This window comes from Streptomyces sp. NPDC004542 (assembly GCF_040610035.1).
Taxonomy (GTDB): Bacteria; Actinomycetota; Actinomycetes; order Streptomycetales; family Streptomycetaceae; genus Streptomyces.
On sequence record NZ_JBEXLP010000025.1, the window covers coordinates 68,427 to 91,378 of the forward strand.

Genomic DNA, 22,952 nt, shown 5'->3' on the forward strand with positions numbered 1-22,952 from the left:
TACAGGTGCAGCAGCCCCGCGAGGGTGTCGTCGTCGGTCATGCGGTACTGGCCGGTGTCGAGCATGCCCTCCGGCAGCGCCCGGTCCCCGTCGGCCAGGATCTGCGACCACACCCGCTGCCCGTGGGCGAGGTGCTTGACGATGCCGCCCAGGGTGAGCTCGCTGACGGTGGTACGCCGCATGGCCTGGGCGTCGCTGACGCCGCGGACGGTGATGAGCAGCAGTTCCCGCTGCTCGGCGAGGGCGCCCAGCCTGGCGGTGAGTCGGCTCGCCCGGCGGATCAGGCGCGCGCCCGCGCGAAGTGCCGGACGACCGGCTCCAGGTAGTCCACGCGCGGTCCGTCGAGAACGGACAGTTCGTCCGGTGACCGGATCAGCGTGATCCGGTCGAACTCGGGATCGTGGCCCTGGGCCCGCTCCGCGGCCGCCAGGTCCGCGTACCGCTCGCGCAGCAGCGGGGCCGGGCACGGTGGGGCGAGGAACAGGACGCCGACGGAGCCGTTGCGGCCACGGGTGGCGAGCCGCAGGGCGAGCGCGTCCGGCACCGTGTCCGCCCCGGTCTCCTCGGCGAGCTCCCGGGCGGCGTGCCGGCGCAGGGCGGCCAGGTCCAGCTCCTCGCCGGGGCCCGGCGGTTCGACGATGCCGCCCGGCAGCTGCCAGCGGCCCGGGGCGGCGGTCCACGGCGCCGTCCGGCCCACCAGCAGGCGGCCGTCGTCGGCCGGCTGCGCGACGGAGACGAACAGGGACGGCAGCCAGGCGGTGGCTCCCGGTACCCGCCGCAGGGCACGCGACCGGTACGTGGCGCGGGTCCAGGACAGCACCAGGCCGAGCGGCTCCTGCACGGCCAGTCCCGTCAGGGCGGCCACGGGGCCGTCGAACAGGGCCGGGTTGGCCAGGACCGCCTCCCGCCAGGCGCGGTCCATCGCCGAGCGTTCCCGTGGGGACAGGGCGGGTGGTGGCGTCTCGGTCAGCCGGACGCGGCGCACCGGCAGGAGCTCGACGGCGGGCGGCTCGGTCACCGCAGTGCCTCCAGTGGATCGTCCAGCACCGGCTGCCAGGCCAGCTCGGCCGCGCCGACCAGGCTGTTGTGGTCGAGGGTGCAGGGCAGGATGGGAACGCTGCCGCTCTGGCCCCACAGGCTGCGGTCGGCGACGACCGCGCGGAGCCGGCCGGGGTCGGCGTCGAGCAGCGTGCGGTGCAGACCGCCGAGGATGATGCGGTCGGGGTTCAGGATGTTCACCAGGCCGGCCAGGCCCAGGCCCAGGCGGTCGATCAGGACCTCGGCGGCGGCGCGGACCGTCGGGTCGGCGTAGTGGTCGCGGATCAGGTCGACGGCCTGCTGGAGCAGCGACACCTCGGGACCCGGCTCGCGGCCCGCCTCGCTGAGCAGGGCCATCGGGTCCGCCTCGACGTCGAGACAGCCACGGCTGCCGCAGTGGCAGGGGCGGCCCTCGGGCTTGACCGTGAGGTGGCCGACTTCCAGGGCGAGGCCCGCGCTGCCCGTGTGCAGGCGGCCGTCCAGCACCAGGGCGCCGCCCACGCCCCGGTGGCCGGTGGCCACGCACAGCAGGTCCCGGGCGCCCCGGCCCGCGCCGTGCCGGTGTTCGGCGAGCGCGGCGAGGTTGATGTCGTTGCCGGCGAAGGCGGGCCCGGGGATCCCGGCCGCGCGTACGCACTCGGCGAAGATCCGGCGCACCGGCGCGCCCACGGGCCAGGCCAGGTGCAGGGGGTTGAGAGCCAGGCCGTCCGGTTCGGCCACCGCCGACGGTACGGCGAGTCCGGCGCCGACACAGCGCCGCCCGGTGCGGCGGAGCAGCTCGGCACCCGCCCGCACGACGGAGCCGAGCACCTTGGCCGGGTCGGCGTCGACGGTCTCGCAGCCGGGTGCGGTGGCCACGATCCGGCCGCCGAGTCCGACCAGTGCCGCCCGGAACCCGTCGGCGTGGACCTGCGCGGCCAGCGCGACGGGCCCGTCCTCGGCGACCTCCAGCCGGTGCGAGGGGCGCCCCTGGGAACCGGCCGCCGCTCCGGGCCGGGCGTCGACGCGGATCAGGCCGAGCGCCTCCAGTTCGGCGGCGACCGCGCCGGCCGTCGCCCGGGTGACGCCCAGTTCGGCGGTGAGGACGGCCCGGGTCGGCGCCCGCCCGGTGTGCACGAGCTCCAACGCGGGCCCGAGCGCACCACGCCCCCGGTCCAGCCGCGTTCTCGAGGTGGTCCCATTCCCCGTCCGGGGGTCCGCCTTGCCGCTCATGAGGGCGAGTCTCCCATGATCCGCCGGGCGGGCGGCCGGCGCCGCGAGCCAGGCCCCGATCCGAACGGAAGACCCCAGGGTCCTCGTGATGGACCCTAGAAGCCGCTCACCCGCAAAGTGATGTTCAGGCGCCCGGTCAACCCCAGCCCGGGCGGTGCCGTACCGGCGTGCACCCGGGGCACGCCGTGGTGGGCGAGCCGGGACGGGCCGCCGAAGACGAACAGGTCACCGCTGCGCAGCTCGACGTCCGTGTAGGGCCTGGCCCGGGTCTCGGTGTTGCCGAAGCGGAACACGCACGTGTCGCCGAGGCTGAGCGAGACCACCGGCGCGCCGGACTTCTCGTCGCTGTCGCGGTGCATGCCCATGCGGGCGTCGCCGGCGTAGAAGTTGACCAGGGCGATGTCGTACGCCGCGTCCGTCGCCGCCCGAGGGCCGAGCGCGTCGGCGACCGCACGGCGGCCCAGCTCGCCCAGCCAGGCGGGGAAGGGCTTGACGGGGGCGCCGTCGCCGTCCACGGCCGTACGGGCGTAGGCGTACGGGTACCAGTGCCGGCCCAGACAGACCTGCCGGGCGGTCATCGTGCCGCCGCCCGGCGTGCGGACGGTGCGCAGCCCGGCCGGCGGGCGGGCCCAGTCCCGGCAGGCCGCCAGCAGCTCGCGCTGCGCGCCGGCGTCCAGCCAGTCCGGGACGTGCACGGCGCCCGGCGCGACCTGGGTGCGCCCCCTGGGGAACAGCTCCGCCTCCATGACCCCATCCTGCCCCACGGGCCCTGAACTGCGGCTCGGCCAGCCAGTGCCCCGGCAGGCAGCGTTCGCCGTGCCGGTCGGAAGCACACGTACTGGACGTACGTGTGCTTCCGGCCGGTGCGGCGAGTGGGGGCACCCCCTCTGGGGGAGCGTGTCGGGCGTCGCGACGGGGCGAACGCTGCCTGCCGGGGCACTAGCCTGGACGCACGATGAAGGACCGTATGACGACTCCGTGGGGCGAGCTGGAGCTGTCCCGCTTCCCCGAGGATCCGCACGAGAAGCTGCGGGCCTGGGACGCCTCCGACGCGTACCTGCTCGACCATCTGGCTCAGGAGGGGATCCCCCTGTCCGGCGCGGTCGTGGTCGTGGGAGACCGCTGGGGCGCCCTGGTCACGGCCCTCGCGGCACACCGGCCGACGCAGATCACCGACTCGTACCTCAGCCAGGAGGCGACCCGTGCCAACCTCGCGCGGGCCGGCGTGGCGGCCGGTGCGGTGTCCCTGCTGACCAGCCAGGATCCGCCACCGGGGCGCGTCGACGTCCTGCTGGTCCGGGTACCGAAGAGCCTGGCGCTCCTGGAGGACCAGCTGCTGCGGCTGGCGCCCGCCGTGCACGAGGGCACGGTCGTCGTCGGCACCGGCATGGTGAAGGAGATCCACAGCTCGACCCTCCGGCTGTTCGAGCGGATCCTCGGCCCGACCAGGACCTCACTGGCCCGCCAGAAGGCCCGGCTGATCTTCTGCACCCCGGACCCGGCGCTGGAGCGCCCGGCCAACCCGTGGCCGTACAGCTACGCCCTGCCCGACGGCATCGGTGCCGCCTCCGGGCGTACGGTCGTCAACCACGCGGGCGTGTTCTGCGCGGACCGGCTCGACATCGGCACCCGGTTCTTCCTGCGTCACCTGCCGGACGCGGACGGACCGCGCCGGGTGGTGGACCTCGGCTGCGGCAACGGCGTCGTCGGCACGGCGGTGGCGCTGGCCGACCCGGCCGCCGAAGTGCTGTTCGTCGACGAGTCGTTCCAGGCGGTGGCGTCGGCGGAGGCCACGTACAAGGCCAACGGGGTGCCGGGGCACGCCGAGTTCCGGGTCGGGGACGGGCTCGCCGGGGTGGCTCCCGGCAGCGTGGACGTCGTCCTCAACAACCCGCCGTTCCACTCCCACCAGGCGACGACCGACGCGACCGCCCGGCGCATGTTCACCGGGGCGCGGCGTGCGCTGCGGCCGGGCGGCGAGCTGTGGGTGATCGGCAACCGGCACCTGGGCTACCACGTGCAGCTGCGCCGCCTGTTCGGCAACAGCCGGCTGATCGCGAGCGACCCGAAGTTCGTGGTGCTCAAGGCCGTGAAGCGGGGCTGACCCGCTCGCCCCGCGGGGCGAGCACGCCGAGGATCCGCGTGACCTCGCGGGCCGTCGCCTCGCGGCCCTCGCCGAGGTACCCGCGGGAGTCGGCGGCCTCCGGGCGGCCGGCGAGGAAGTCCCGGACCGCCCTGGTCATCGCCAGGTTGAGGGCGGTGCCGACGTCGACCTTGGCGATGCCGCCGGCGACCGCCGCGACCGGGCCCTCGTCCGGTACTGCGGAGGAGCCGTGCAGCACGAGCGGGACCGGCACGGCGGTGGACAGCCGCTCGAGGAGGCCGTGGTCGAGGGCCGCGGTGCGGGCGGTCATGGCGTGGACGCTGCCGATCGCGACGGCCAGCGCGTCCACTCCGGTACCGGCGACGAAGGCCCGGGCCTCGCCGGGATCGGTGCGGGCGCCGGGCGGGTGGTCGTCGCCGCCGACTCCAGCAAGCTGGGTCAACGGGCCTTCGCCCGCATCTGCGCGGCCGATGCGGTGGACACGCTGGTCACGGACACGGCGGTGGGACAGCAGACCGTGCGCCGGTTCGAGGAGGCGGGGGTGCGGGTCGTCGCGGTGTGACCCCGGGTCCGGGACCGGGGCCACCCGTTGCGCCGTCAGATCCCGCCGGGGACCGTCCGGACGAACCCGGCGCCGCGCTGGTCGTTGCAGCCGACGGCGGGCCGGTCGCCCGGGTCCGGCCAGGTCTGCTGCGCCTGGAGGGCGACGCTCACCAGCGTCAGCAGCAGATCCACGTCGCTCGTGGCATCGAGGCGGATGGTCACCCACTGCGAACCCGGGACGATGCGGACCGCCCCCGAGCCCTTGAGGTTCTTGGCGAAGTGCCGGATGGCGCGGGCCGTCAGCCGCAGGTCGACATCCCGGTCCGAGTGGAAGTGGGCGATCTCGCCCCCGGCCGAACTCACCGCCTGTCCCAGGCCGCAGCTCGGCGCGGCCTGGGACAGGTCCGGCCAGGTCGCCAGTTGCGCGAACGCGCGCGAGGCCAACGTCATGGGCCCATCATGGCGCGCTCACTCTCCCGCAACCAGCGCGTGAGCGAGTATTAACCGGTCCGTATCGGCGACTTGCCCGCACTCGCACCTTCTGCACCCCGGAAAAATCCGATGACAAAGCCGATCAAGTCGGCGATCACCGGTCGGCCGCACCCACACGTCACCGGAGGTACACCACGTCCACCGAGGCCGAACCCGGCCCCTGCTTGCTGACCTGGTCCGCCGCCGACCCGGACCGCAACCCGTTCGACTGCGACGAGGAGGAAGAGGAACGGCTCACCGCGCTCATCGCCACGATGGTGCCGAGCGGTCCCCGCGAGGGCAGGACGGGTTGGGGCTTCCACCACGAGGTGACCCGGCTGCTCGAGGCCCGGTACGGCCGGTGGACCAAAGGCTGGAACGGGGCGGTCGCCGGGACGGACCTCGTACCGACGAGTCTGGTGGTGCGCCGGAGCACGGGGGCCGCGCCGTCGAAGTGACCGCGAGACGGTCCGCTGCGCGCCCCCGTGACCCGCGGGGGCACCTGCGTCGCGCCCTCACGGCACGTCGGCGGCGCGGATCCAGGCCGGTGCGGCTGCCCAGCACCACGGTGGCTCCGGTGGCCGACAGCTGCTCGGCGACGAAGTGCCCGATGCCGGCGTTACCGCCACTGACCGGGACGATCCTGCCGTCGGCGCGGAGCGGACGCCGTACGTCCCGGGGCGCCACGTCGTCGGAGAGGGCGGAGGGTCTGGACGGCATGGGGGGGCGGGCTCCCTCGCTGACGGAGGACGAGGGGGCGAGGACGCTCCCGGGAGCGGCTCGCCGCCCAGACTCCCCGTCCCCGCCCGCACATCGCCTACGGATCACCGACAGCCCCGGCGGGCGCCGCACGGAATGCGGTGCCGCCCGACCGGCCGGTCCGGCACACTCACCCCATGGACACAGCCGACTTCCTGCAGACCCTGGACCGCGAGGGCCGTCTGCTCGCCGCGGCCGCCGCCGAGGCGGGCACCGCGGCCAAGGTGCCGACCTGCCCGGAGTGGCAGGTGCGGGACCTGCTGCGGCACACGGGCGCGGTGCACCGCTGGGCGGCGGGGTTCGTCGCCGACGGGTACGGCGAGCCGCGGCCGCTGGGCGAGGAACCCGATCTCGACGGGGACGAGCTGGTGAGCTGGTACCGGGACAGTCACCGGCGGCTCGTCGACACCCTGGCCGCCGCGCCGGCCGACGTGGCGTGCTGGACCTTCCATCAGGCGCCCTGCGCCTCGCCGTTGGCGTTCTGGACCCGGCGGCAGGCGCACGAGACGGCCGTGCACCGGTACGACGCGGAGTCGGCGGCCGGCGGCGCGGCGTCCCCCATCGCCACAGACTTCGCCGTGGACGGCATCGACGAGCTGCTGCGCGGCTTCCACGCCCGCCCGAGGAGCCGGGTCCGTACCGAGGAGGCGCGCGTCCTGCGGGTGCGGGCGCTGGACGCGGACGCGGTGTGGACCGTACGGCTGTCCGGCCGGCCGCCCGTCACCAGCAGGGACGGGTCCGGGGACGCCGAAGCCGAACTGGCCGGTCCGGCCGATCAGTTGTACCTCGCGCTGTGGAACCGGCTGCCCGTGCCCAGGGTGACCGGAGACGCCGCGCTCGCCGCCCTGTGGCGCGAGGCCTCAGCCATCGGCTGAGCCGGCCAGCATCCTTGTCAGCACCGCGCGCTGCACCGGCCGCACCTCGCCGTGCAGCGCGCGCCCCTTCTCCGTGAGGGCCACCCGGACGCCTCGACGGTCCTCGGCGCACATGGCCCGCTGGAGCAGTCCGTCCTTCTCCAGACGGGCGATCAGACGGGACAGAGCGCTCTGGCTGAGGTGGATGCGGTCGGCGATCTCCTGGACCCGGTAGGCGCAGCCGCCGTCCGCGGCGGAGTCCTCGGAGAGCAGGTCGAGGACCTCGAAGTCGCTGGCGCACAGGCCGTGTCCGTGCAGGGCGCGGTCGAGTTCGCACTGGGTGCGGGCGTGCAGCGCCAGGATGTCCCGCCACTGGCCCACGAGCTCCTGCTCGGCCTTCTTCGCCGCCATGAGCGCACCGTAGCAGAGAAATCGGTTTGTTGCATCGTCATTAATTGCATTTGCATCTCATGCATACGCATGTAGCGTGCTGCGCATGACCTCTCCGCTCACCACCCCCGCGGCCCCGGCGGTTCGCTGGACCCCCCGGCTGTGGGGCACCCTGCTGGTGCTGTGCGCCGCGATGTTCCTGGACGCGCTCGACGTGTCGATGGTCGGCGTGGCCCTGCCCTCCATCGGCTCCGACCTCCACCTGTCCACCTCGACGCTGCAATGGATCGTCAGCGGCTACATCCTGGGATACGGCGGGCTGCTGCTCCTCGGCGGCCGGACCGCCGACCTGCTGGGCCGGCGCCAGGTGTTCCTGGTGGCCCTCGGTGCGTTCGCCCTCGCCTCGCTGCTCGGCGGTCTGGTCGACTCCGGGCCGCTGCTGATCGCCAGCCGCTTCATCAAGGGGCTGAGCGCCGCGTTCACCGCGCCCGCGGGCCTGTCCATCATCACCACGACCTTCGCCGAGGGCCCGCTGCGCAACCGCGCCCTGTCGATCTACACCACCTGCGCGGCCACCGGCTTCTCGATGGGCCTGGTGCTCTCCGGCCTGCTCACCGAGGCGAGTTGGCGTCTGACCATGCTGCTGCCCGCGCCCATCGCGCTGGTCGCGCTGCTCGCCGGAGTGAAGCTGCTGCCGCGCAGCACACGCGAGAAGGAGCACGACGGGTACGACGTGCCCGGCGCCGTCCTCGGCACCGCCTCGATGCTGCTGCTGGTCTTCACCGTCGTCCAGGCGCCTCGGGCCGGCTGGGTGTCGGCCCGTACTCTGCTGTCCTTCCTGGCCGTCGCCGCACTGCTGAGCGTGTTCGTCGTCGTCGAACGGCGCTCGCCCGGCCCGCTGGTCCGGCTCGGCGTGCTCCGCTCGGGCCGGCAGGCGCGGGCCCAGCTCGGCGCCATGGCGTTCTTCGGCAGTTACGTCGGCTTCCAGTTCCTGGTGACGTTGTACATGCAGTCCCTGCTCGGCTGGTCGGCGCTGCACACGGCGCTCGCCTTCCTGCCCGCCGGTGCGCTGGTGGCGGTGTCCTCCGCCAAGGTCGGCTCGATCGTGGACCGGTTCGGCACCGCGCGGCTGATCGCGGTGGGCTTCGCGCTGATGGTCGCCGGGTACGCGCTGTTCCTGCGCGTCGACCTCCACCCGGCGTACGCGACGGCCGTGCTGCCGTCGATGCTACTGATCGGCGCGGCCTGCGCGCTGGTCTTCCCCTCGCTGAACATCCAGGCCACCAACGGGGTCGAGGACCACGAGCAGGGCATGGTGTCCGGGCTGCTCAACACCTCCGTCCAGGTGGGCGGCGCGATCTTCCTCGCCGCCGTCACCGCGGTGGTCACCGCCCACGCCCCGGCCCACGCCACCCCGCAGGCCGTGCTCGACAGCTACCGTCCGGGGCTGCTCGTGGTGACGGGGATCGCCCTCGCCGGGCTCCTCATCACCCTCACCGGGCTGCGCGGCCCCCGTACCCCGCAGCAGAGCGTGGTGGTCGCCAGGTCCACCGTGGAGAGGGAGGCGGACGCGGGGCGCGTGGCGGTCCGCGACTAGCGCCTGTCGCGAGAGTCGCGCCCTCCGCCCGAAGGACGGACCTCACGCCCGCCGCGGCAGCGGCCGAGGTACACGTCGGTGCCCGCCCTGGCGCCGAGGCCGAAGGCGGGGGCGAGCGCCGGGCGCGGGCCCCGTACGTCCGGTACGTGGGCCCACGCCCGGTGCGGCGCGTGTGCGTACCCCCTGCGGCGAAGCGTGCCGGGCCTCGCGGGGCCGCGGGCGCCTCCCGAACTGCGCGGGCGGGGGAAGGACCTTCGCGCCAGGCCCTGGCGGGGAACGGCTTCACGCGTGCGGCCGGCCGGAGTTGTCCGTTGCCGCGCCGGACGCCGCCTGGGAGACCGGCCGGATGGACGGACACGGGGGACGGCGGACCAGGGCCGAACAGGACGCGATGACCGTCGAGATCGGGTACGCACTGGTCAGTGCGGCGTTCGCGGCCGCGGTGACGTTCGGGGCGGTCGGCGGACCGGCGCTGCTCTTCGACCTGCCGGCGCTGCTCGCGGCGGCGCTGCCGCGGGTGGGCGGCACGCTCGCCGCCGTCGTCTTCGTCGCCCGGGTGGTGAGCGTGCTGGTGCGCTTCCGGCGGGGGCCTCAGCCCGGCCGCACCGCCCCCGGCTCATAGGCCGGTACGGCCAGTTGGGCCCGGTCCCGGGCACCCGGCTTGACCATCGTGCGGCTCACGTGGGTCTTCGCGGTGAGCGGGCCGACCACCGGACGGCGCGCGATCTCCTCGTCGGACAGGCCGATGCCGGCTCTTCCATGACGGCCACACCAGAGGGAGCAGGACGGGTCAGCGTCCGCCGGGCGAGGTGATCACACGTACTGCCGGGGAAGTACGGCGCCCCGGTACGGGGACCTACTTCAGTCCCACTCCGTGCGCCAGCCCGGTCACCGCGTGCCGGAAGAACGTCTCCCGCTCCTCCACCACCCGGTGGAACTGCCCGAACACCTCGAACCCGATCAGCCCGAACAACTGGGCCCAGGCCGCCACCAGGGCGGTCGCCGCCTCGGGCGGCAGATCGGGGGCGAACTCGGCGACCATGCGTTCGGCCTCGGGGCGCAGTTCGGCGGGGAGCGGCAGGTCGGCGAGGCCGGGACCCTGGTGGGCGTCGCGGACGATGCCGATGAGGAGGAGGCCGACCCGGGAGGCGGCCGGGACGGTGGTCTGGGGGGCGGAGTAGCCGGGCACGGGCGAGCCGTAGATCAGCGCGTACTCGTGCGGATGGGCCAGCGCCCAGCCGCGCGCCGCCTCGCACACCGCCGTCCAGCGGGCCACGTGGGCGGCGTCGCAGACGGCCTCGTGGGCCTTCTCGGCGGCCTCGCCGAGGGAGTCGTAGGCGTCGATGATGAGCGCGGTCAGCAGGTCGTCACGGCTGGGGAAGTAGCGGTAGAGCGCCGAGGAGACCATGCCGAGTTCGCGGGCCACCGCGCGCAGCGAGAGCCTGGCCGCGCCCTCGGCGGCGAGCTGTCTGCGCGCCTCGTCCTTGATGGCCGCGGTGACTTCGATCCTGGCTCGCGCGCGGGCGCCCTGTGCGGTCCTCATGCGGTTCAGTGTGCCACGGGGACAGAGCGGTGCACACAAAAGAGAGCAGTGCTCTTGCGCTGGATCGGTGCTCTCCCCCACACTGGAGTCGACCGAGAGCACCGCTCTCCCAAACCGTGGGGGTCACCATGTCGCCGTCCTCTTCCGCGCCGTACTACCTCAAGGGCAGCCCGCTGACCGTCCGCATGAACAGCGTGATCGGCTGGCTGGCCCGGCACGGTCTCAGCCTCGCCGGCACCGCGGAGATGTCCGTGCGCGGCCGTAAGAGCGGCACGATGCAGCGCATCCCGGTCAACCCGCACCTCTACGAGGGTGAGCAGTACCTGGTCTCCGCCCGGGGCCACTCTCAGTGGGTGCGCAACATGCGCGCCGCGGGCGGCGGGGAGCTGCGTGTCGGCCGCACAGTGCGCGAGTTCACCGCCGTGGAGCTTCCCGACGCGGAGAAGCTCCCTGTCCTGCGGACCTACCTGGAGAAGTGGGGCTGGGAGGTCAACCAGTACTTCCAGGGGGTCACGGCCAAGTCCTCCGACGAGGAGATCGTCGCCGCCGCCGGTGACCACCCGGTCTTCCGGATCACCGTCAGGAAGTGATCGTGTCCTCCGGCGCGGTGGAGTCCGGCGCGTCGGAACCCGGCGCATCGGCCCCCGGCGCTGCGGAGCCGGACGCGGTAGTCCGCCGGTCCAGCGCGGTCAGGGCGCGCTGGGCCATCGGATGCGTGCGGACGAGCTCGCCCAGGGACGTGGAGCCCTGGGTGATGTCCTTGAAGGCCCGCCAGGCGGGGCGGAAGCCGGTGAGGGCCGCGTGGAACAGACCGGGCCGGCGCTCGAACGCGGCCAGCATCCGCTTGCCCACGCTCATCTCCACGCCGAGCCCCGCCTTGATCGCGAACGCGTAGTTCAGCGCCTGCCGACGGGTGTCCACGGCGTCGTGCGCCTCGGCGATCCGGACCGCCCACTCCCCCGCGAGCCGCCCCGACCGCAGGGCGAAGGAGATCCCCTCGCGGGTCCACGGCTCCAGCAGCCCGGCCGCGTCCCCGCACACCAGGACCCGGCCGCGCGAGAGCGGGGAGTCGTCGGCGCGGCAGCGCGTCAGGTGCCCGGAGGAGATACTCGGCTCGAAGCCGGCCAGCCCCAGCCGGGCGATGAAGTCCTCCAAGTACCGCTTGGTGGCGGCACCCTCGCCGCGGGCCGAGATCACGCCGACCGTCAGCGTGCCGCCCTTGGGGAAGACCCAGCCGTAGCTGCCGGGCATCGGACCCCAGTCGATCAGGACCCGGCCCTGCCAGTCCTCCGCGACCGTCTCCGGCACCGGGATCTCCGCCTCCAGGCCGAGGTCGACCTGCTCCAGCTTCACCCCGACGTGCGCCCCTATGCGGCTGGCGCTGCCGTCGGCGCCCACCACCGCGCGCGCCAGCAGTGTCTCGCCGCCCTGCAGGACGACGGCGACCGTACGGCGGTCAGGCACCGCCGAGCCGTGCTGTTCCACCCGCGTCACGGTGACGCCGGTACGCAGCTCGGCGCCGGCCTTCTGCGCGTGCTCCACCAGCTGCTGGTCGAACTCGGGCCGGTTGATCAGCCCGAACAGCATCTGCTTGGAGCGGCGGGTGCGCGTGAAGCGTCCGTTGTTCGAGAAGGTGACCGCGTGCACCCGGTCCCGGAAGGGCAGCTCGAAGCCGGGCGGCAGGGCGTCGCGCGAGGGGCCGATGATGCCGCCGCCGCAGGTCTTGTAGCGGGGCAGCTCCGCCTTCTCCAGCAGGAGCACGCGCCGCCCCGCGACCGCCGCCGCGTAGGCGGCCGAGGCCCCCGCGGGTCCCGCGCCCACCACGACGACGTCCCACACCCGCTGCACGTCGTCCGCCGAAGAGTTCTCGCCGCTCACGATGGTCCGCTGCTCCGATCAAGCCGTCTGCCGCACCTGTCCCCCGCATCCTACGGCGGACGTCGCCGCAGTCCGCTGTGGGAGGATCGGTGCACTCACCGGTACAACGTCGCACCCACAAGGAGCGTGCCCATGTCGTCGAATGCGCTCGCCGAGACCGTCGCCGCCCTGATGCCCAGGGCCAGGGCGGAACTCACCGAGCTGGTGGCCTTCAAGTCGGTCGCGGACTTCGACCAGTTCCCCCGGAGTGAGAGCGAGGGCGCCGCGAACTGGGTGGCCGACGCGCTGCGTGCCGAAGGCTTCGACGACGTGGCGCTGCTCGACACCCCGGACGGCACGCAGTCGGTGTACGGGTACCTGCCGGGCCCGGAAGGCGCGAAGACGGTTCTGCTCTACGCCCACTACGACGTGCAGCCGCCGCTGGACGAGGCCGCCTGGGCCACCCCGCCCTTCGAGCTGACCGAGCGTGACGGCCGCTGGTACGGCCGCGGGACCGCCGACTGCAAGGGCGGCCTGGTCATGCACCTGCTCGCGCTGCGCGCGCTGAAGGCCAACGGCGGTGTCCCGGTGCACGTCAAGGTGATCGCCGAGGGTTCGGAGGAGCAGGGCACGGGCGGCCTGGAGCGGTACGCCGAGCAGCACCCCGAGCTGCTGGCGGCGGACACCATCGTGATCGGCGACGCGGGCAACTTCCGCGTCGGCCTGCCGACCGTCACCACCACCCTGCGCGGCATGACCATGGTCCGCGTGCAGGTCGACACCCTCGAGGGCAACCTCCACTCGGGCCAGTTCGGCGGCGCCGCCCCCGACGCGCTGGCCGCCCTGATCCGCGTCCTGGACTCGCTGCGCGCCGAGGACGGCTCGACCACCGTCGACGGGCTCGAGCCCGCGACCCGCTGGGCGGGCCTGCAGTACGACGAGAAGCAGTTCCGCGCCGACGCCAAGGTGCTGGACGGGGTCGCGCTGATCGGCGACGGCACGGTCGCGGACCGCATCTGGGCCCGGCCCGCCGTGACCGTCCTCGGCATCGACTGCCCGCCGGTCGTGGGCGCCACCCCGTCCGTGCAGGCCAGTGCCCGCGCCCTGATCAGCCTGCGGGTGCCGCCGGGCGTGGACGCGGCCGAGGCGGACAAGCTGCTCCAGGCCCACCTGGAGGCACACACGCCGTGGGGCGCGCGGGTCCGGATCGAGCAGGTCGGTCAGGGCCAGCCCTTCCGCGCCGACACCACCAGCCCGGCGTACCGGGCGATGGCCGACGCCATGGCGATCGCCTACCCCGGCCAGGAGATGCAGTACGCCGGACAGGGCGGTTCCATCCCCCTGTGCAACACCCTCGCGGCCCTCTACCCGCGGGCCGAGATCCTGCTCATCGGCCTGAGCGAGCCGGAGGCCCAGATCCACGCGGTCAACGAGAGCGTCTCCCCGGACGAACTGGAGCGCCTGGCGGTGGCCGAGGCCCACTTCCTCACGCTGTACGCGGCGGACTGAACCGCTCCGCCCGGGGCGGCGACCAGCCGGCGCCCTCCGGCTCCGCGACGACCGGATCCGCGACTGCCGGCTCCTCGACAACCCAATCCGGCCCGGCCGGACACCTGCCCTGACCCTCGCCCCACCTCGTACGCGGCGGGCCGAACCGCTCTGCCCACGGCAGAAGGCCCTCGCCCCCTGGACGGGGCCCTGCCTACCGTCGGCGCATGGACGTCATCGAGCTGCTCCCCCGTCTTCATCTGCTGCGCTTCCCGGTCGGCCAGGCCTATCTCTGGCGCGACAGCGACGAGTTGACATTGATCGACGCCGGAACGGTCGGCTCCGGCGGGGCGATCGCCGCGGCGGTCACGGCGCTCGGGCGGGACCCGTCAGCCGTCCGGCGGATCGTGCTGACCCACTTCCACGAGGACCACGCGGGCGGGGCGGGCGAGTTCGCCGCGCTGAGCGGCGCCGAGGTGCTGGCGCACCGTCTGGACGCGCCGGTCGTCCGGGGGGAACTGCCCGGCCCGCCACCGGTGTTCGAGGACTGGGAGCGGCCGGTCCACGCGGAGGCCGTGCGCGGGCTGCCGCCGGGCGAGCCCGTCCGCCCGGAGCGGGTGGGCGAACTCTGTGACGGTGACGTCCTCGACTTCGGCGGCGGTGCCCGCGTCGTCCACGCCCCCGGTCACACCCACGGCAGCATCGCCGTCCACCTCCCCGAGCACCGCGTGCTGTTCACCGGGGACGCGGTGGCCGCGGCACCGGTCACCGGAACGGTGATGGCGGGCGTCTTCAACCTCGACCGTGCCCGGACCCTCGCCTCCCTCCACCGGCTGGCGGGCCTCGACGCGGACCTGGCCTGTTTCGGCCATGGCGACCCGGTCCTCGGTCAGGCTTCGGCCGTCCTGCGGAAAGCGGCGGACGGGTACGGGGTGCCGGGCTGATCATGGCGGCATGACCCGCCCCGCGCGCCTGACCGCCCACGCCGGCATCGCCACCTCCCTGGACCTCCTCAGCGACCGGGAACTGGCCGGGCGGGTGGCGGCAGGGACGCCACTGGGCACCGGGATCGGCGGGAGAGCCGTATGGATCGCGGTCGAGGGCAGAGAGGTCTTCGTGAAGCGGGTGCCGCTCACCGACCTCGAACGGCGGCCGGAGCACGTGCGGTCCACGGCGAACCTCTTCGCCCTGCCGGCGCACTGTCACTACGGCATCGGCGCCATCGGCAGCCCCGGCTTCGGCGCCTGGCGGGAGCTCGCCCTGCACACCATGACGACGAACTGGGTGCTGGCCGGGCACTTCCCGGGCTTCCCGCTGCTGCACCACTGGCGGGTGCTGCCCGACACCCCGCCCCTGCCGGACGAACTGGCCGACACGGACCGGGCGGTCGCCTACTGGGACGGCGGTGCGGGCATGCGCGAGCGCATCGACGGCCTGCGCACGGCCTCGGCGAGCCTGACCCTGTTCCTGGAGCACATCCCGTACACCCTGCACGACTGGCTCGACGCCCGGCTGCGCACCGGCTCGCCGGACGCCGCGTGCGCCAGGGCGGCAGCGGGTCTGGCGGCGCTCACGGACTTCCTCCACCGGCACGGCCTCCTGCACCTGGACGCCCACTTCCGCAACATCCTCACCGACGGCCGGCAGCTCTACCTCGCCGACTTCGGACTCTCGCTCAGCTCCCGGTTCCGGCTCGCCGGGGACGAGCGCGCCTTCTTCGGCCGGCACCGCGCCTACGACCGTGTCTACACCACGTACTACCTGGTGATCTGGCTGGTCACCGCGGTGTACGGGTACGGCCGTGCGGAACGCGGGGCGTTCCTGCGCGCCTGCGCCGGCGGGGCGCGGGCCGAGGGGATCCCCCGGGCCGCGGCCGCGTTGATCGAGCGCCACGCACCGCTGGCCGTGGCCATGGGGGACTTCTGCCGCGGGCTGGAGCGGGAGAGCAGGCACACCCCGTACCCCCACACCGAGCTGAACCGCCTCTACCGCGGTCGCGGACTCCCCGCGCGGCGGCCAGGGCCGTGCGCCCGCTGAGCCATGTGCCGTGCGGACCCCACGTGGCGTCAGCCGACCGGAACACCGGCCTCCAGGTACAGGGCCGCGCCCCGCTCCCGGGCCCGCAGGGCCCAGCGCAGGCGCTCGTAGCGGACCGGGGGCAGCATGTCGGCGGCCTCCTGCTCGGTGACGAAGCGGCAGTCGCGCAGTTCGGGCCCCGGCAGCAGCAGCCGGCCGGTCTCGGCGGAGTCCAGCCGCCCACCGTCGAACAGGAACCGCAGCCCGCCGTAACCGGGCGGCACGGGACGCTCCCAGTCGACGACGAGCAGCCGCGGTACGTCGTCCAGCCGTATCCCGGTCTCCTCGGCGACCTCGCGCACGCCGGCCCGGGCGGGCGCCTCGCCGGGTTCCACGACCCCGCCGGGGAACTCCCACCCGGCCTTGTAGGTGGGGTCGACCAGCAGCACCCGGTCCCGCTCGTCGAAGAGCAGGACACCGGCGGCGAGGGTCTCGGCGGTGGGTTCCGGGGTCTGCACGATGTCGCAGACCGGCACCTCTCCGCTGCCGACGGCCTCGGCGAGCCGGACGGCCGTCTCGTACGGGGTGAGGTCGCTGGTGTCGACCGGATGGGCGTCCGCCGTGAGCCAGGAGGCCAGGGCGGCGCGATAGGGCTCGATGTGGTCGTACGACCACTGCCGCACCCGTATCTCGCCGTCGGGGAGGGCCGGGGGGACCTCCCGCGCGGCTATTCGCGCACGCAGGATCGTTTCGGCCGGAGCAAGGAGGACATGCCGTACGGCGATGCGGCGGGCGGCCAGGCCGCCGAAGATCTCGTCGCGGTACTCCTGGCGCAGCAGGGTCATGGGAACCACGAGGGTGCCGCCGAGTTCGGCCAGCATCGCGGCCGCCGTGTCGATCACGAGCCGTCGCCAGATGGGCAGGTCCTGGAAGTCACCGACCTCGGCGAGGCGTTTGGGCGGCAGCAGGTGCGTGAGCGCTCCGCCGATGACCTCGGGGTCGAAGAGCGTGCTGTTCGGGATCAGCTCGATCAGTTCCCGTGCGGTCGTGGTCTTCCCCGCACCGAAAGCGCCGTTGATCCAGACGACGGTCACGGACTCCCCCTCTTCTGTTGGCCCCCTGTGGCTTGCCCGCTCCACACTGCCACGGAAACCATCCCCCGTAGAGGGCGCGCCCACGGCGGTGCCGCCGCCCTGGTGGCAGAGGCAGCGGCACCGCGTCCGACGGGCTGTGGTGCTACTGGTGGGCCGGGGCCTCCTCGTCCACGGCGGAGCCGTCCGCGGCGACGGCGCCGTGGGCGGAGTCGAGGGTGCCGGAGACGTGCGGGTCCCCGACGACGTCGTGGTGCGTCGCGTGCGACGGGGTGACGGCGGCCACGACGAACCCGGTGGCGAGGGAGGCGAGGGCGAGCATGCTGCGCTTCTTCATGCCCGGATCAACTGCGCCAGACGGGCCGGGGTCACGCGGCCGTCGCACAATCCCGTGGCCGTATGATCGTTTCACCATTACCGTCCGAGGTCACGGCCCGCCACAACCGCGGCGGCCCCGACCTGGAGACGACCGCCATGACCGGCCTGCGAGCGACGACGACCCTCTGGCGCCCCACCGGCCCCAAGGAGCTCGAGCTGGTCCGCGAGCTGGACTGGCGGGCCTGGCCGCCCCGGCTGCCCGAGCAGCCGATCTTCTACCCGGTCCTCGACGAGGACTACGCGATCAGGATCGCCCGCGACTGGAACGTCAAGCACGACGGCGCCGGTTTCGTGACCCGCTTCGAGGCCGACTCCGGCTTCCTGAGCCGGTATCCGGTCCGGCAGGCGGGCGGCGAGACGATCCTGGAGCTCTGGGTTCCGGCCGGCGAACTGGAGGAGTTCAACGCCCACATCGTCGGCACGATCCAGGTGGTCCACGAGTTCCACTGAGCCGCCTGGAGCGGCGGGGCCGGACCGTGCGGCCCGGCTGACCGCACGGTCACCCTCTGCGGGGTCGAGCACGCCGGGGGACCCCAGATCGAACGTTCCTGCTCGCCCCGGTCAGACCCCTGCCGCGGTCGCGTCCGGGCTGAGCGCCAGCGCGGCCGCGGCGGCGCCCACCAGGCCGGCGTCCGTGCCCATCTGCGCGGGCGTCACGGTCAGCCCCTGGACGAAGGACAGCGTGGCGTAGTCGGCGAGGGCCTTGCGCAGCGGCTCGAAGAGGATGTCCCCCGCCTTGCCCACGCCCCCGCCGATCACCGCGACGTCGATCTCGACCAGCGTGGCGGTGGCCGCGATCCCGGCGGCCAGGGCCTGCGCGGCCCGCTCGAAGGACGCGACGGCGACCGGGTCACCGGCACGGGCGGCGGCGGCCACCGCGGCGGCGGAGGTGTCGCCGTCCGGGCCCGGCCGCCAGCCGTTGCCCAGCGCGCGCCGGGCGATGTTCGGGCCGCTCGCGATGCGCTCCACGCAGCCGTGCGAGCCGCAGGGGCACAGATCACCGTCGAGGTCGACGCTGATGTGGCCGATGTGGCCCGCGTTGCCGGTCGGGCCGGGGTGCAGTCGCCCGTTCAGGACCAGGCCGCCGCCGACCCCGGTCGAGACGACCATGCACAGGGCGTTGTCGTGGCCCCGGGCGGCGCCCTGCCAGTGCTCGGCGGCGGCGATCGCCACACCGTCGCCGATCAGTTCCACCGGCAGCCCTCCGGTGACCGCACGCACGCGGTCGACCAGGGGGAAGTCCCGCCAGCCCGGCACGTTCACCGGGCTCACGGTGCCGGTGGCGGCGTTCACCGGGCCGGCGCTGCCGATGCCGACGGCTCCCGCGCGTGACCACAGGGGCGCTCCGGACAGATCGCCGAGCACCTCCTCCACGGCCCGCATGATCGTTTCGCCGTCCTCCTGGGCGGGCGTCGCGCGCTGCGCTCGCACCAGGATTGAGCCGTGGGCGTCCACCAGCGCTCCGGCGATCTTGGTGCCGCCGATGTCGAGCGCGGCCACGAGGTCGGTGTGCATCAGAGTGATAACTCCCCGTCAACCAGGTCAAATGGGCCGGCCGGTCGCGGTGGGGGCGCGGGCCGGAGATTGTGGTGGACAGTCTCTCGCGGGCATGACAACGTTGTCCAGGCTCTATGCTCGACGCCACATCGTCATACCACCCGATGATCGACGCATCGCCCCCCCCTCGTGGACCGCAAGGACGACACGACAGGACAGCACATCGTGCCCGAGACCATCCGCCGAGCAGACCACCCCTCCGGGAGCCGCTACGGAAACCGTCCGACCATGAAAGACGTGGCCGCGCGGGCCGGCGTCGGCCTGAAGACGGTCTCCCGCGTGGTGAACGGGGAGCCGGGGGTGACCCCGGACACGGAACGCCGGGTCCAGGAGGCCATCGAGGCGCTCGGCTTCCGCCGCAACGACAGTGCCCGGGTGCTGCGCAAGGGCCGCACCGCCAGCATCGGCCTGGTCCTGGAGGACCTCGCCGATCCGTTCTACGGTCCGCTCAGCCGCGCGGTGGAGGAGGTCGCCCGGTCCCACGGCGCCCTGCTGATCAACGGCTCCAGCGCGGAGGACCCGGAGCGTGAGCAGGAGCTGGCGCTGGCCTTGTGCGCGCGGCGCGTGGACGGCCTGGTGATCATCCCGGCCGGCGACGACCACCGGTATCTGGAACCGGAGATCAAGGCGGGCGTCGCGACCGTGTTCGTGGACCGTCCGGCCGGGGGGATCGACGCCGATGTGGTGCTGTCCGACAACTTCGGCGGCGCCCGCTCCGGCGTCGCCCACCTCATCGCCCACGGCCACCGCCGGATCGGGTTCATCGGTGACATGCCCCGCATCCACACCGCGGCCGAGCGGCTGCGCGGCTACCGGGCGGCCATGGAGGACGCGGGGATACCTGTGGCGGAGTCCTGGATGTCCCTGGGCGGCACCGATCCGCAGCGGGTGCGCCGTGCGGCCGAGGAGATGCTCTCCGGGCCCTCCCCCGTCACGGCCGTCTTCGCGGGCAACAACCGGGTGACGGTGACCGTGATCCGCGTCCTCGCCGAGCACGACCGCCGCGTCGCGCTCGTCGGCTTCGACGACATCGAACTCGCCGACCTGCTGCAGCCGGGCGTCACGGTCGTCGCCCAGGACTCGGCCGCCCTCGGCCGCACCGCGGCCGAACGCCTCTTCCGTCAGCTGGACGGCACCCTCGTCGCCCCGGAGCGCATCGAGCTGCCGACCCGGCTGGTCACCCGCGGCTCGGGCGAGTTGCCGCCGGCGGACTGAGCCGTCGGCCTGCTGCACGAAGGCCTGACGCCGGTCGTGGCGGTCGGCTCCCGTGCCCGCCCGCCCCGGTCAACCGCACCCTGCTCGACGAATGGGCCTACGCCCGCCCCTACCGCTCGGAGACCGAATGCCGCGAGGCATTCCCCGGGTGGCTACACACCTACAATCACCACCGCGGACACACCGCGCTCGCAGGCAAACCACCCGCCAGCCGCGTCCCCAGCCTCACAGGGCAATACACCTAGCCGGCCGACGCCGTGAGGTCACCGTGCCGGAGTGCCGCGAAACCCTTCCAGGCCGGACCGGGTCAGTCCGGTCAGCCGGGCCACTTCGGCGGTGTCGAGGGCGCCGCAGTCCAGGCCGCGCAGCAGATAGCCGCTGAGGGCCTTGGCGGTGGCGGGTTCGTCCAGGACGTCGCCGCCCGTCCGGCCGGCGTACCGGGCGAGCCGGTCGGCCGCCTTCTCGAAGCCCTCCCGGTAGAAGGCGAAGACGGCCGCGTAGCGGGTGGGGAGGTGACCGGGGTGCATGTCCCAGCCCTGGTAGTAGGCGCGGGCCAGGGCGCGGCGGGTCAGGCCGTAGTGCAGCCGCCAGGCGTCGTGGACCTTCTCGGTGGGGCCGACCGGGAGGACGTTCGTCGAGCCGTCCGAGACGCGTACGCCGGTGCCCGCCGCGGCCACCTGCATGACCGCCTTGGCGTAGTCGGCGGCGGGGTGATCGGGGGCCTGGTCGGCGGCGGAGACGCCGAGGCAGGCGCTGTAGTCGAAGGTGCCGTAGTGCAGCCCGGTGGCACGGCCCTCGGCGGCCTGGATCATGCGGGCGACGGTGGCGGTGCCGTCGGCGGCGAGGACGGCCTGGCTGGTCTCGATCTGGATCTCGAAGCCGATCCGGCCGGGCTCCAGACCTCGGGCCTTCTCGAAAGCCTCGAGGAGGCGGACCATGGCGGTGACCTGCTCGGCGTACGTCACCTTGGGCAGCGTCAGCACGAGTCCGCCGGGGAGTCCACCGGCCTCCAGCAGGCCGGTGAGGAAGATGTCGAGGGTGCGGATGCCCCGGTCGCGCACCGGCGCTTCCATGCACTTCATGCGGATGCCCATGTACGGGGCCGCGGTCCCCTTCTCGCACGCCGCGGCGATCAGACGGGCGGCGCGGGCGGCCGCCTCGTCCTCCTCCGCGTCAGGGCGGCGGCCGTAGCCGTCCTCGAAGTCGACGCGCAGGTCTTCGACCGGCTCGCGCTCCAGTTTGGCGCGGACCCGGGAGTGGACCTGCTCGGCGAGGTCGGCGCGGAGGCCGAGGACGGCGGCGAAGGACCCGGCGTCGGGGGCGTGTTCGTCCAGGGCGGCCAGGGCCTGGTCGCCCCAGGAGCGGATGGTGCCGGCGGCGAAGACGTCGCCGGGGACGTACACCGTGTGCACCGGCCGGCGGGTGCCGGGGTCGCCGGGGTAGCGGCGCTCCAGCTCGGCGTCGACCGGCGCGAGGGAGGCGCTGATCTCCTCGCTGACGGCGCCCGCGAGGCTCGTCGACACCTTCTCCTGCCGGCCCTGGCCCATGCCGCACCTTCCGCAGATTTTCCGCCTTACGGAATCAACAATCCGTAGAACGAAGTTATCCGTGCGGCTTCCCGCTGGTCAACACCCCGCCCACGGCCCGAGCCGCCGCGTTCACTCCACGTGCCGAGAACCCCTGGGCCCTCTTCCGCGCAACGGTTCACCCCTTCATCCTGATCCGTCGGGAGGGAATCACATGCCGGACGCCACCAGAATGACCCGCCGCACGGGCCTGAGAACGGCACTGGCCACCGCCGTCACCGTGCCACTGCTCAGCACGGCCGCCTCCGCCGCCAAGCCGGCCGGCCGCCGCCTGGACGTCATGACGTTCAATCTGCGTGTCGCGAGCGCCACCGAGCCCAACAGCTGGGCCGCGCGCCGCCCGGTCATGCGGGCGCTGTTGCGCCGCGAGGCTCCCGACATCATCGGCACCCAGGAGGGCCTCTACCGGCAACTGCGCGACATCCACGCCGACCTCGGACCGCACTACGACTGGATCGGCACCGGCCGCGAGGGCGGCAGCCACGACGAGGCCGTGGCCGTCTTCTACGACGCCCGGCGCCTGGCCCCGCTCGAGCACGACACCTTCTGGCTCTCCGACACGCCCGAGGTGATCGCCTCGAACACCTGGGGCGCCGCCTTCCCGCGCATCGCCACCTGGGTCCGGTTCCGCGATCTGCGCGACGACGGGCGTGAGTTCCACCTCCTCAACACCCACCTCGACCACCGCGGCCAGTACGCCCGCGAGCGTGCCGCGGCGCTCATCGGGCGGCGCATCGCGGAACTCGGCCTCTCCCTGCCGTTCCTGGTGACGGGGGACTTCAACTCCGCGGCCCACCGGAGCCAGGTCTACGACACCCTGCTGGAGGCCGGACTCGTCGACACGTGGGACGCGGCGGCCGAGCGGAGCGAGCCGTACGCGACCTTCCACGGCTACCGGCCGCTCGTTCCGGACGGCGACCGCATCGACTGGATCCTGGCCACCCCGGGCGTCACGACACACCGGGCCGCCGTCAACACCTTCGCGCGGGACGGCCAGTTCCCGAGCGACCACCTGCCCGTGCAGGCGTCCGTGACCCTGGGATGAACCGAGGCCCCCGTGACCGGCGCGGTCACGGGGGCCTCGGACAGCCTGCGGCGGATCAGCCCTTGCGGGTCTTGATCTCCTCGGTGAGCTGCGGGACGACGTCGAAGAGGTCACCGACGACGCCGTAGTCGACCAGGTCGAAGATCGGGGCCTCGGCGTCCTTGTTGACGGCCACGATGGTCTTCGAGGTCTGCATGCCGGCGCGGTG

General features: G+C 73.7%; 22 protein-coding genes and 7 pseudogenes. 14 read left to right on the forward strand and 15 right to left on the reverse strand.

Annotated elements, in window-relative coordinates; genetic code table 11:
• Positions 1-5 precede the first annotated feature (5 nt).
• From ABZX30_RS16600 to ABZX30_RS16615, 4 genes and pseudogenes are all read right to left on the reverse strand, one after another.
• A pseudogene (locus ABZX30_RS16600) lies at positions 6-284 on the reverse strand (DUF664 domain-containing protein); the annotation flags it as partial.
• Positions 281-1,018, reverse strand: coding sequence for an NUDIX hydrolase (locus tag ABZX30_RS16605; protein WP_355934060.1), 738 nt, complete (start codon positions 1,016-1,018; stop codon positions 281-283). The pseudogene ABZX30_RS16600 and the gene ABZX30_RS16605, both read right to left, overlap by 4 nt.
• Entirely contained in the window at positions 1,015-2,250 is a 1,236-nt protein-coding gene (locus ABZX30_RS16610; RefSeq protein ID WP_355934061.1) for an ROK family protein, read from the reverse strand. Before ABZX30_RS16610 ends, ABZX30_RS16605 begins: the two co-directional genes overlap by 4 nt.
• A 95-nt stretch (positions 2,251-2,345) precedes the next feature.
• Positions 2,346-2,996 carry an alpha-ketoglutarate-dependent dioxygenase AlkB gene (locus ABZX30_RS16615; protein ID WP_355934063.1) on the reverse strand — a complete coding sequence of 217 codons (651 nt, stop codon included), beginning with the start codon at positions 2,994-2,996 and terminating at the stop codon, positions 2,346-2,348.
• A gap of 221 nt (positions 2,997-3,217) precedes the next feature.
• Here ABZX30_RS16615 and ABZX30_RS16620 point away from each other — a divergent pair, with 221 nt between their 5' ends.
• Entirely contained in the window at positions 3,218-4,354 is a 1,137-nt protein-coding gene (locus ABZX30_RS16620; RefSeq protein WP_355934064.1) for a methyltransferase, read from the forward strand.
• On the opposite strand, the pseudogene ABZX30_RS16625 reads toward ABZX30_RS16620, so the two are convergent.
• Positions 4,332-4,769, reverse strand: a pseudogene (locus ABZX30_RS16625) (class II fructose-bisphosphate aldolase); the annotation flags it as partial. The gene ABZX30_RS16620 and the pseudogene ABZX30_RS16625 overlap by 23 nt on opposite strands.
• On the opposite strand from ABZX30_RS16625, the pseudogene ABZX30_RS16630 reads away from it, so the two are divergent.
• Positions 4,752-4,916: pseudogene (locus tag ABZX30_RS16630) on the forward strand (alkaline phosphatase); the annotation flags it as partial. The pseudogenes ABZX30_RS16625 and ABZX30_RS16630 sit on opposite strands and share 18 nt — an antisense overlap.
• Positions 4,917-4,951: 35 nt before the next feature.
• Here the strand turns inward: ABZX30_RS16630 and ABZX30_RS16635 are convergent.
• A complete protein-coding gene (locus ABZX30_RS16635; RefSeq protein WP_355934066.1) occupies positions 4,952-5,347 on the reverse strand; it encodes a luciferase family protein in 396 nt (131 codons plus the stop codon).
• A 206-nt stretch (positions 5,348-5,553) separates the two neighbouring features.
• Here ABZX30_RS16635 and ABZX30_RS16640 point away from each other — a divergent pair, with 206 nt between their 5' ends.
• Entirely contained in the window at positions 5,554-5,826 is a 273-nt protein-coding gene (locus tag ABZX30_RS16640) for a hypothetical protein (RefSeq protein ID WP_355934067.1), read from the forward strand.
• 438 nt (positions 5,827-6,264) lie between these two features.
• Complete coding sequence (locus tag ABZX30_RS16645; protein WP_355934069.1) at positions 6,265-7,002, forward strand: maleylpyruvate isomerase family mycothiol-dependent enzyme; 738 nt, start codon at positions 6,265-6,267, stop codon at positions 7,000-7,002.
• On the opposite strand, the gene ABZX30_RS16650 is transcribed toward ABZX30_RS16645, so the two are convergent.
• Entirely contained in the window at positions 6,988-7,392 is a 405-nt protein-coding gene (locus ABZX30_RS16650) for a MarR family transcriptional regulator (RefSeq protein WP_355934070.1), read from the reverse strand. The two genes, ABZX30_RS16645 and ABZX30_RS16650, sit on opposite strands and share 15 nt — an antisense overlap.
• A gap of 85 nt (positions 7,393-7,477) precedes the next feature.
• Between ABZX30_RS16650 and ABZX30_RS16655 the strand changes: the two genes are divergently transcribed.
• A complete protein-coding gene (locus ABZX30_RS16655; RefSeq protein WP_355934072.1) occupies positions 7,478-8,968 on the forward strand; it encodes an MFS transporter in 1,491 nt (496 codons plus the stop codon).
• 346 nt (positions 8,969-9,314) lie between these two features.
• Positions 9,315-9,590 carry a DUF6332 family protein gene (locus tag ABZX30_RS16660; protein WP_355934073.1) on the forward strand — a complete coding sequence of 92 codons (276 nt, stop codon included), beginning with the start codon at positions 9,315-9,317 and terminating at the stop codon, positions 9,588-9,590.
• Here the strand turns inward: ABZX30_RS16660 and ABZX30_RS16665 are convergent.
• A pseudogene (locus tag ABZX30_RS16665) lies at positions 9,560-9,718 on the reverse strand (DNA-binding response regulator); the annotation flags it as partial. The gene ABZX30_RS16660 and the pseudogene ABZX30_RS16665 overlap by 31 nt on opposite strands.
• A 106-nt stretch (positions 9,719-9,824) precedes the next feature.
• A complete protein-coding gene (locus tag ABZX30_RS16670) occupies positions 9,825-10,511 on the reverse strand; it encodes a TetR/AcrR family transcriptional regulator (RefSeq protein WP_355934074.1) in 687 nt (228 codons plus the stop codon).
• A gap of 128 nt (positions 10,512-10,639) precedes the next feature.
• On the opposite strand from ABZX30_RS16670, the gene ABZX30_RS16675 reads away from it, so the two are divergent.
• Positions 10,640-11,101: a nitroreductase/quinone reductase family protein gene (locus ABZX30_RS16675; protein WP_355934075.1), complete on the forward strand. Its 462-nt coding sequence runs from the start codon at positions 10,640-10,642 to the stop codon at positions 11,099-11,101.
• On the opposite strand, the gene ABZX30_RS16680 is transcribed toward ABZX30_RS16675, so the two are convergent.
• Positions 11,091-12,389: a geranylgeranyl reductase family protein gene (locus ABZX30_RS16680; protein WP_355934076.1), complete on the reverse strand. Its 1,299-nt coding sequence runs from the start codon at positions 12,387-12,389 to the stop codon at positions 11,091-11,093. The genes ABZX30_RS16675 and ABZX30_RS16680 overlap by 11 nt on opposite strands.
• A gap of 132 nt (positions 12,390-12,521) precedes the next feature.
• Between ABZX30_RS16680 and ABZX30_RS16685 the strand changes: the two genes are divergently transcribed.
• The 3 genes from ABZX30_RS16685 to ABZX30_RS16695 all read left to right on the forward strand — a co-directional run bounded on the left by ABZX30_RS16685 (position 12,522) and on the right by ABZX30_RS16695 (position 15,893).
• Positions 12,522-13,877: a dipeptidase gene (locus tag ABZX30_RS16685; RefSeq protein WP_355934078.1), complete on the forward strand. Its 1,356-nt coding sequence runs from the start codon at positions 12,522-12,524 to the stop codon at positions 13,875-13,877.
• A 206-nt stretch (positions 13,878-14,083) separates the two neighbouring features.
• Entirely contained in the window at positions 14,084-14,800 is a 717-nt protein-coding gene (locus tag ABZX30_RS16690; protein ID WP_355934079.1) for an MBL fold metallo-hydrolase, read from the forward strand.
• A gap of 10 nt (positions 14,801-14,810) precedes the next feature.
• A complete protein-coding gene (locus ABZX30_RS16695) occupies positions 14,811-15,893 on the forward strand; it encodes a protein kinase family protein (protein ID WP_355934080.1) in 1,083 nt (360 codons plus the stop codon).
• 29 nt (positions 15,894-15,922) lie between these two features.
• On the opposite strand, the gene ABZX30_RS16700 is transcribed toward ABZX30_RS16695, so the two are convergent.
• Together ABZX30_RS16700 and ABZX30_RS16705 are read right to left on the reverse strand one after the other, a co-directional pair.
• A complete protein-coding gene (locus ABZX30_RS16700) occupies positions 15,923-16,966 on the reverse strand; it encodes an NUDIX domain-containing protein (RefSeq protein WP_355934081.1) in 1,044 nt (347 codons plus the stop codon).
• Between the two features lie 142 nt (positions 16,967-17,108).
• Entirely contained in the window at positions 17,109-17,300 is a 192-nt protein-coding gene (locus ABZX30_RS16705) for a hypothetical protein (RefSeq protein ID WP_355934082.1), read from the reverse strand.
• A 137-nt stretch (positions 17,301-17,437) separates the two neighbouring features.
• Between ABZX30_RS16705 and ABZX30_RS16710 the strand changes: the two genes are divergently transcribed.
• Entirely contained in the window at positions 17,438-17,791 is a 354-nt protein-coding gene (locus tag ABZX30_RS16710; protein ID WP_355934094.1) for a hypothetical protein, read from the forward strand.
• Positions 17,792-17,902: 111 nt separating this feature from the next.
• Here the strand turns inward: ABZX30_RS16710 and ABZX30_RS16715 are convergent, their stop codons facing one another.
• Positions 17,903-18,856: an ROK family protein gene (locus ABZX30_RS16715; RefSeq protein WP_355934084.1), complete on the reverse strand. Its 954-nt coding sequence runs from the start codon at positions 18,854-18,856 to the stop codon at positions 17,903-17,905.
• Positions 18,857-19,063: 207 nt separating this feature from the next.
• On the opposite strand from ABZX30_RS16715, the gene ABZX30_RS16720 reads away from it, so the two are divergent.
• The gene (locus ABZX30_RS16720) at positions 19,064-20,113 is read left to right on the forward strand and encodes a LacI family DNA-binding transcriptional regulator (RefSeq protein WP_355934086.1); all 1,050 of its coding nucleotides are present in this window, start codon (positions 19,064-19,066) and stop codon (positions 20,111-20,113) included.
• A gap of 71 nt (positions 20,114-20,184) precedes the next feature.
• Positions 20,185-20,358: pseudogene (locus ABZX30_RS16725) on the forward strand (integrase core domain-containing protein); the annotation flags it as partial.
• Here the strand turns inward: ABZX30_RS16725 and ABZX30_RS16730 are convergent.
• Positions 20,355-21,660 (reverse strand): annotated as a pseudogene (locus tag ABZX30_RS16730) (aldolase/citrate lyase family protein). The pseudogenes ABZX30_RS16725 and ABZX30_RS16730 sit on opposite strands and share 4 nt — an antisense overlap.
• A gap of 193 nt (positions 21,661-21,853) precedes the next feature.
• Between ABZX30_RS16730 and ABZX30_RS16735 the strand changes: the two are divergent.
• A complete protein-coding gene (locus ABZX30_RS16735; protein ID WP_355934087.1) occupies positions 21,854-22,744 on the forward strand; it encodes an endonuclease/exonuclease/phosphatase family protein in 891 nt (296 codons plus the stop codon).
• A 55-nt stretch (positions 22,745-22,799) separates the two neighbouring features.
• On the opposite strand, the pseudogene ABZX30_RS16740 reads toward ABZX30_RS16735, so the two are convergent.
• Positions 22,800-22,952, reverse strand: a pseudogene (locus tag ABZX30_RS16740) (electron transfer flavoprotein subunit alpha/FixB family protein); the annotation flags it as partial.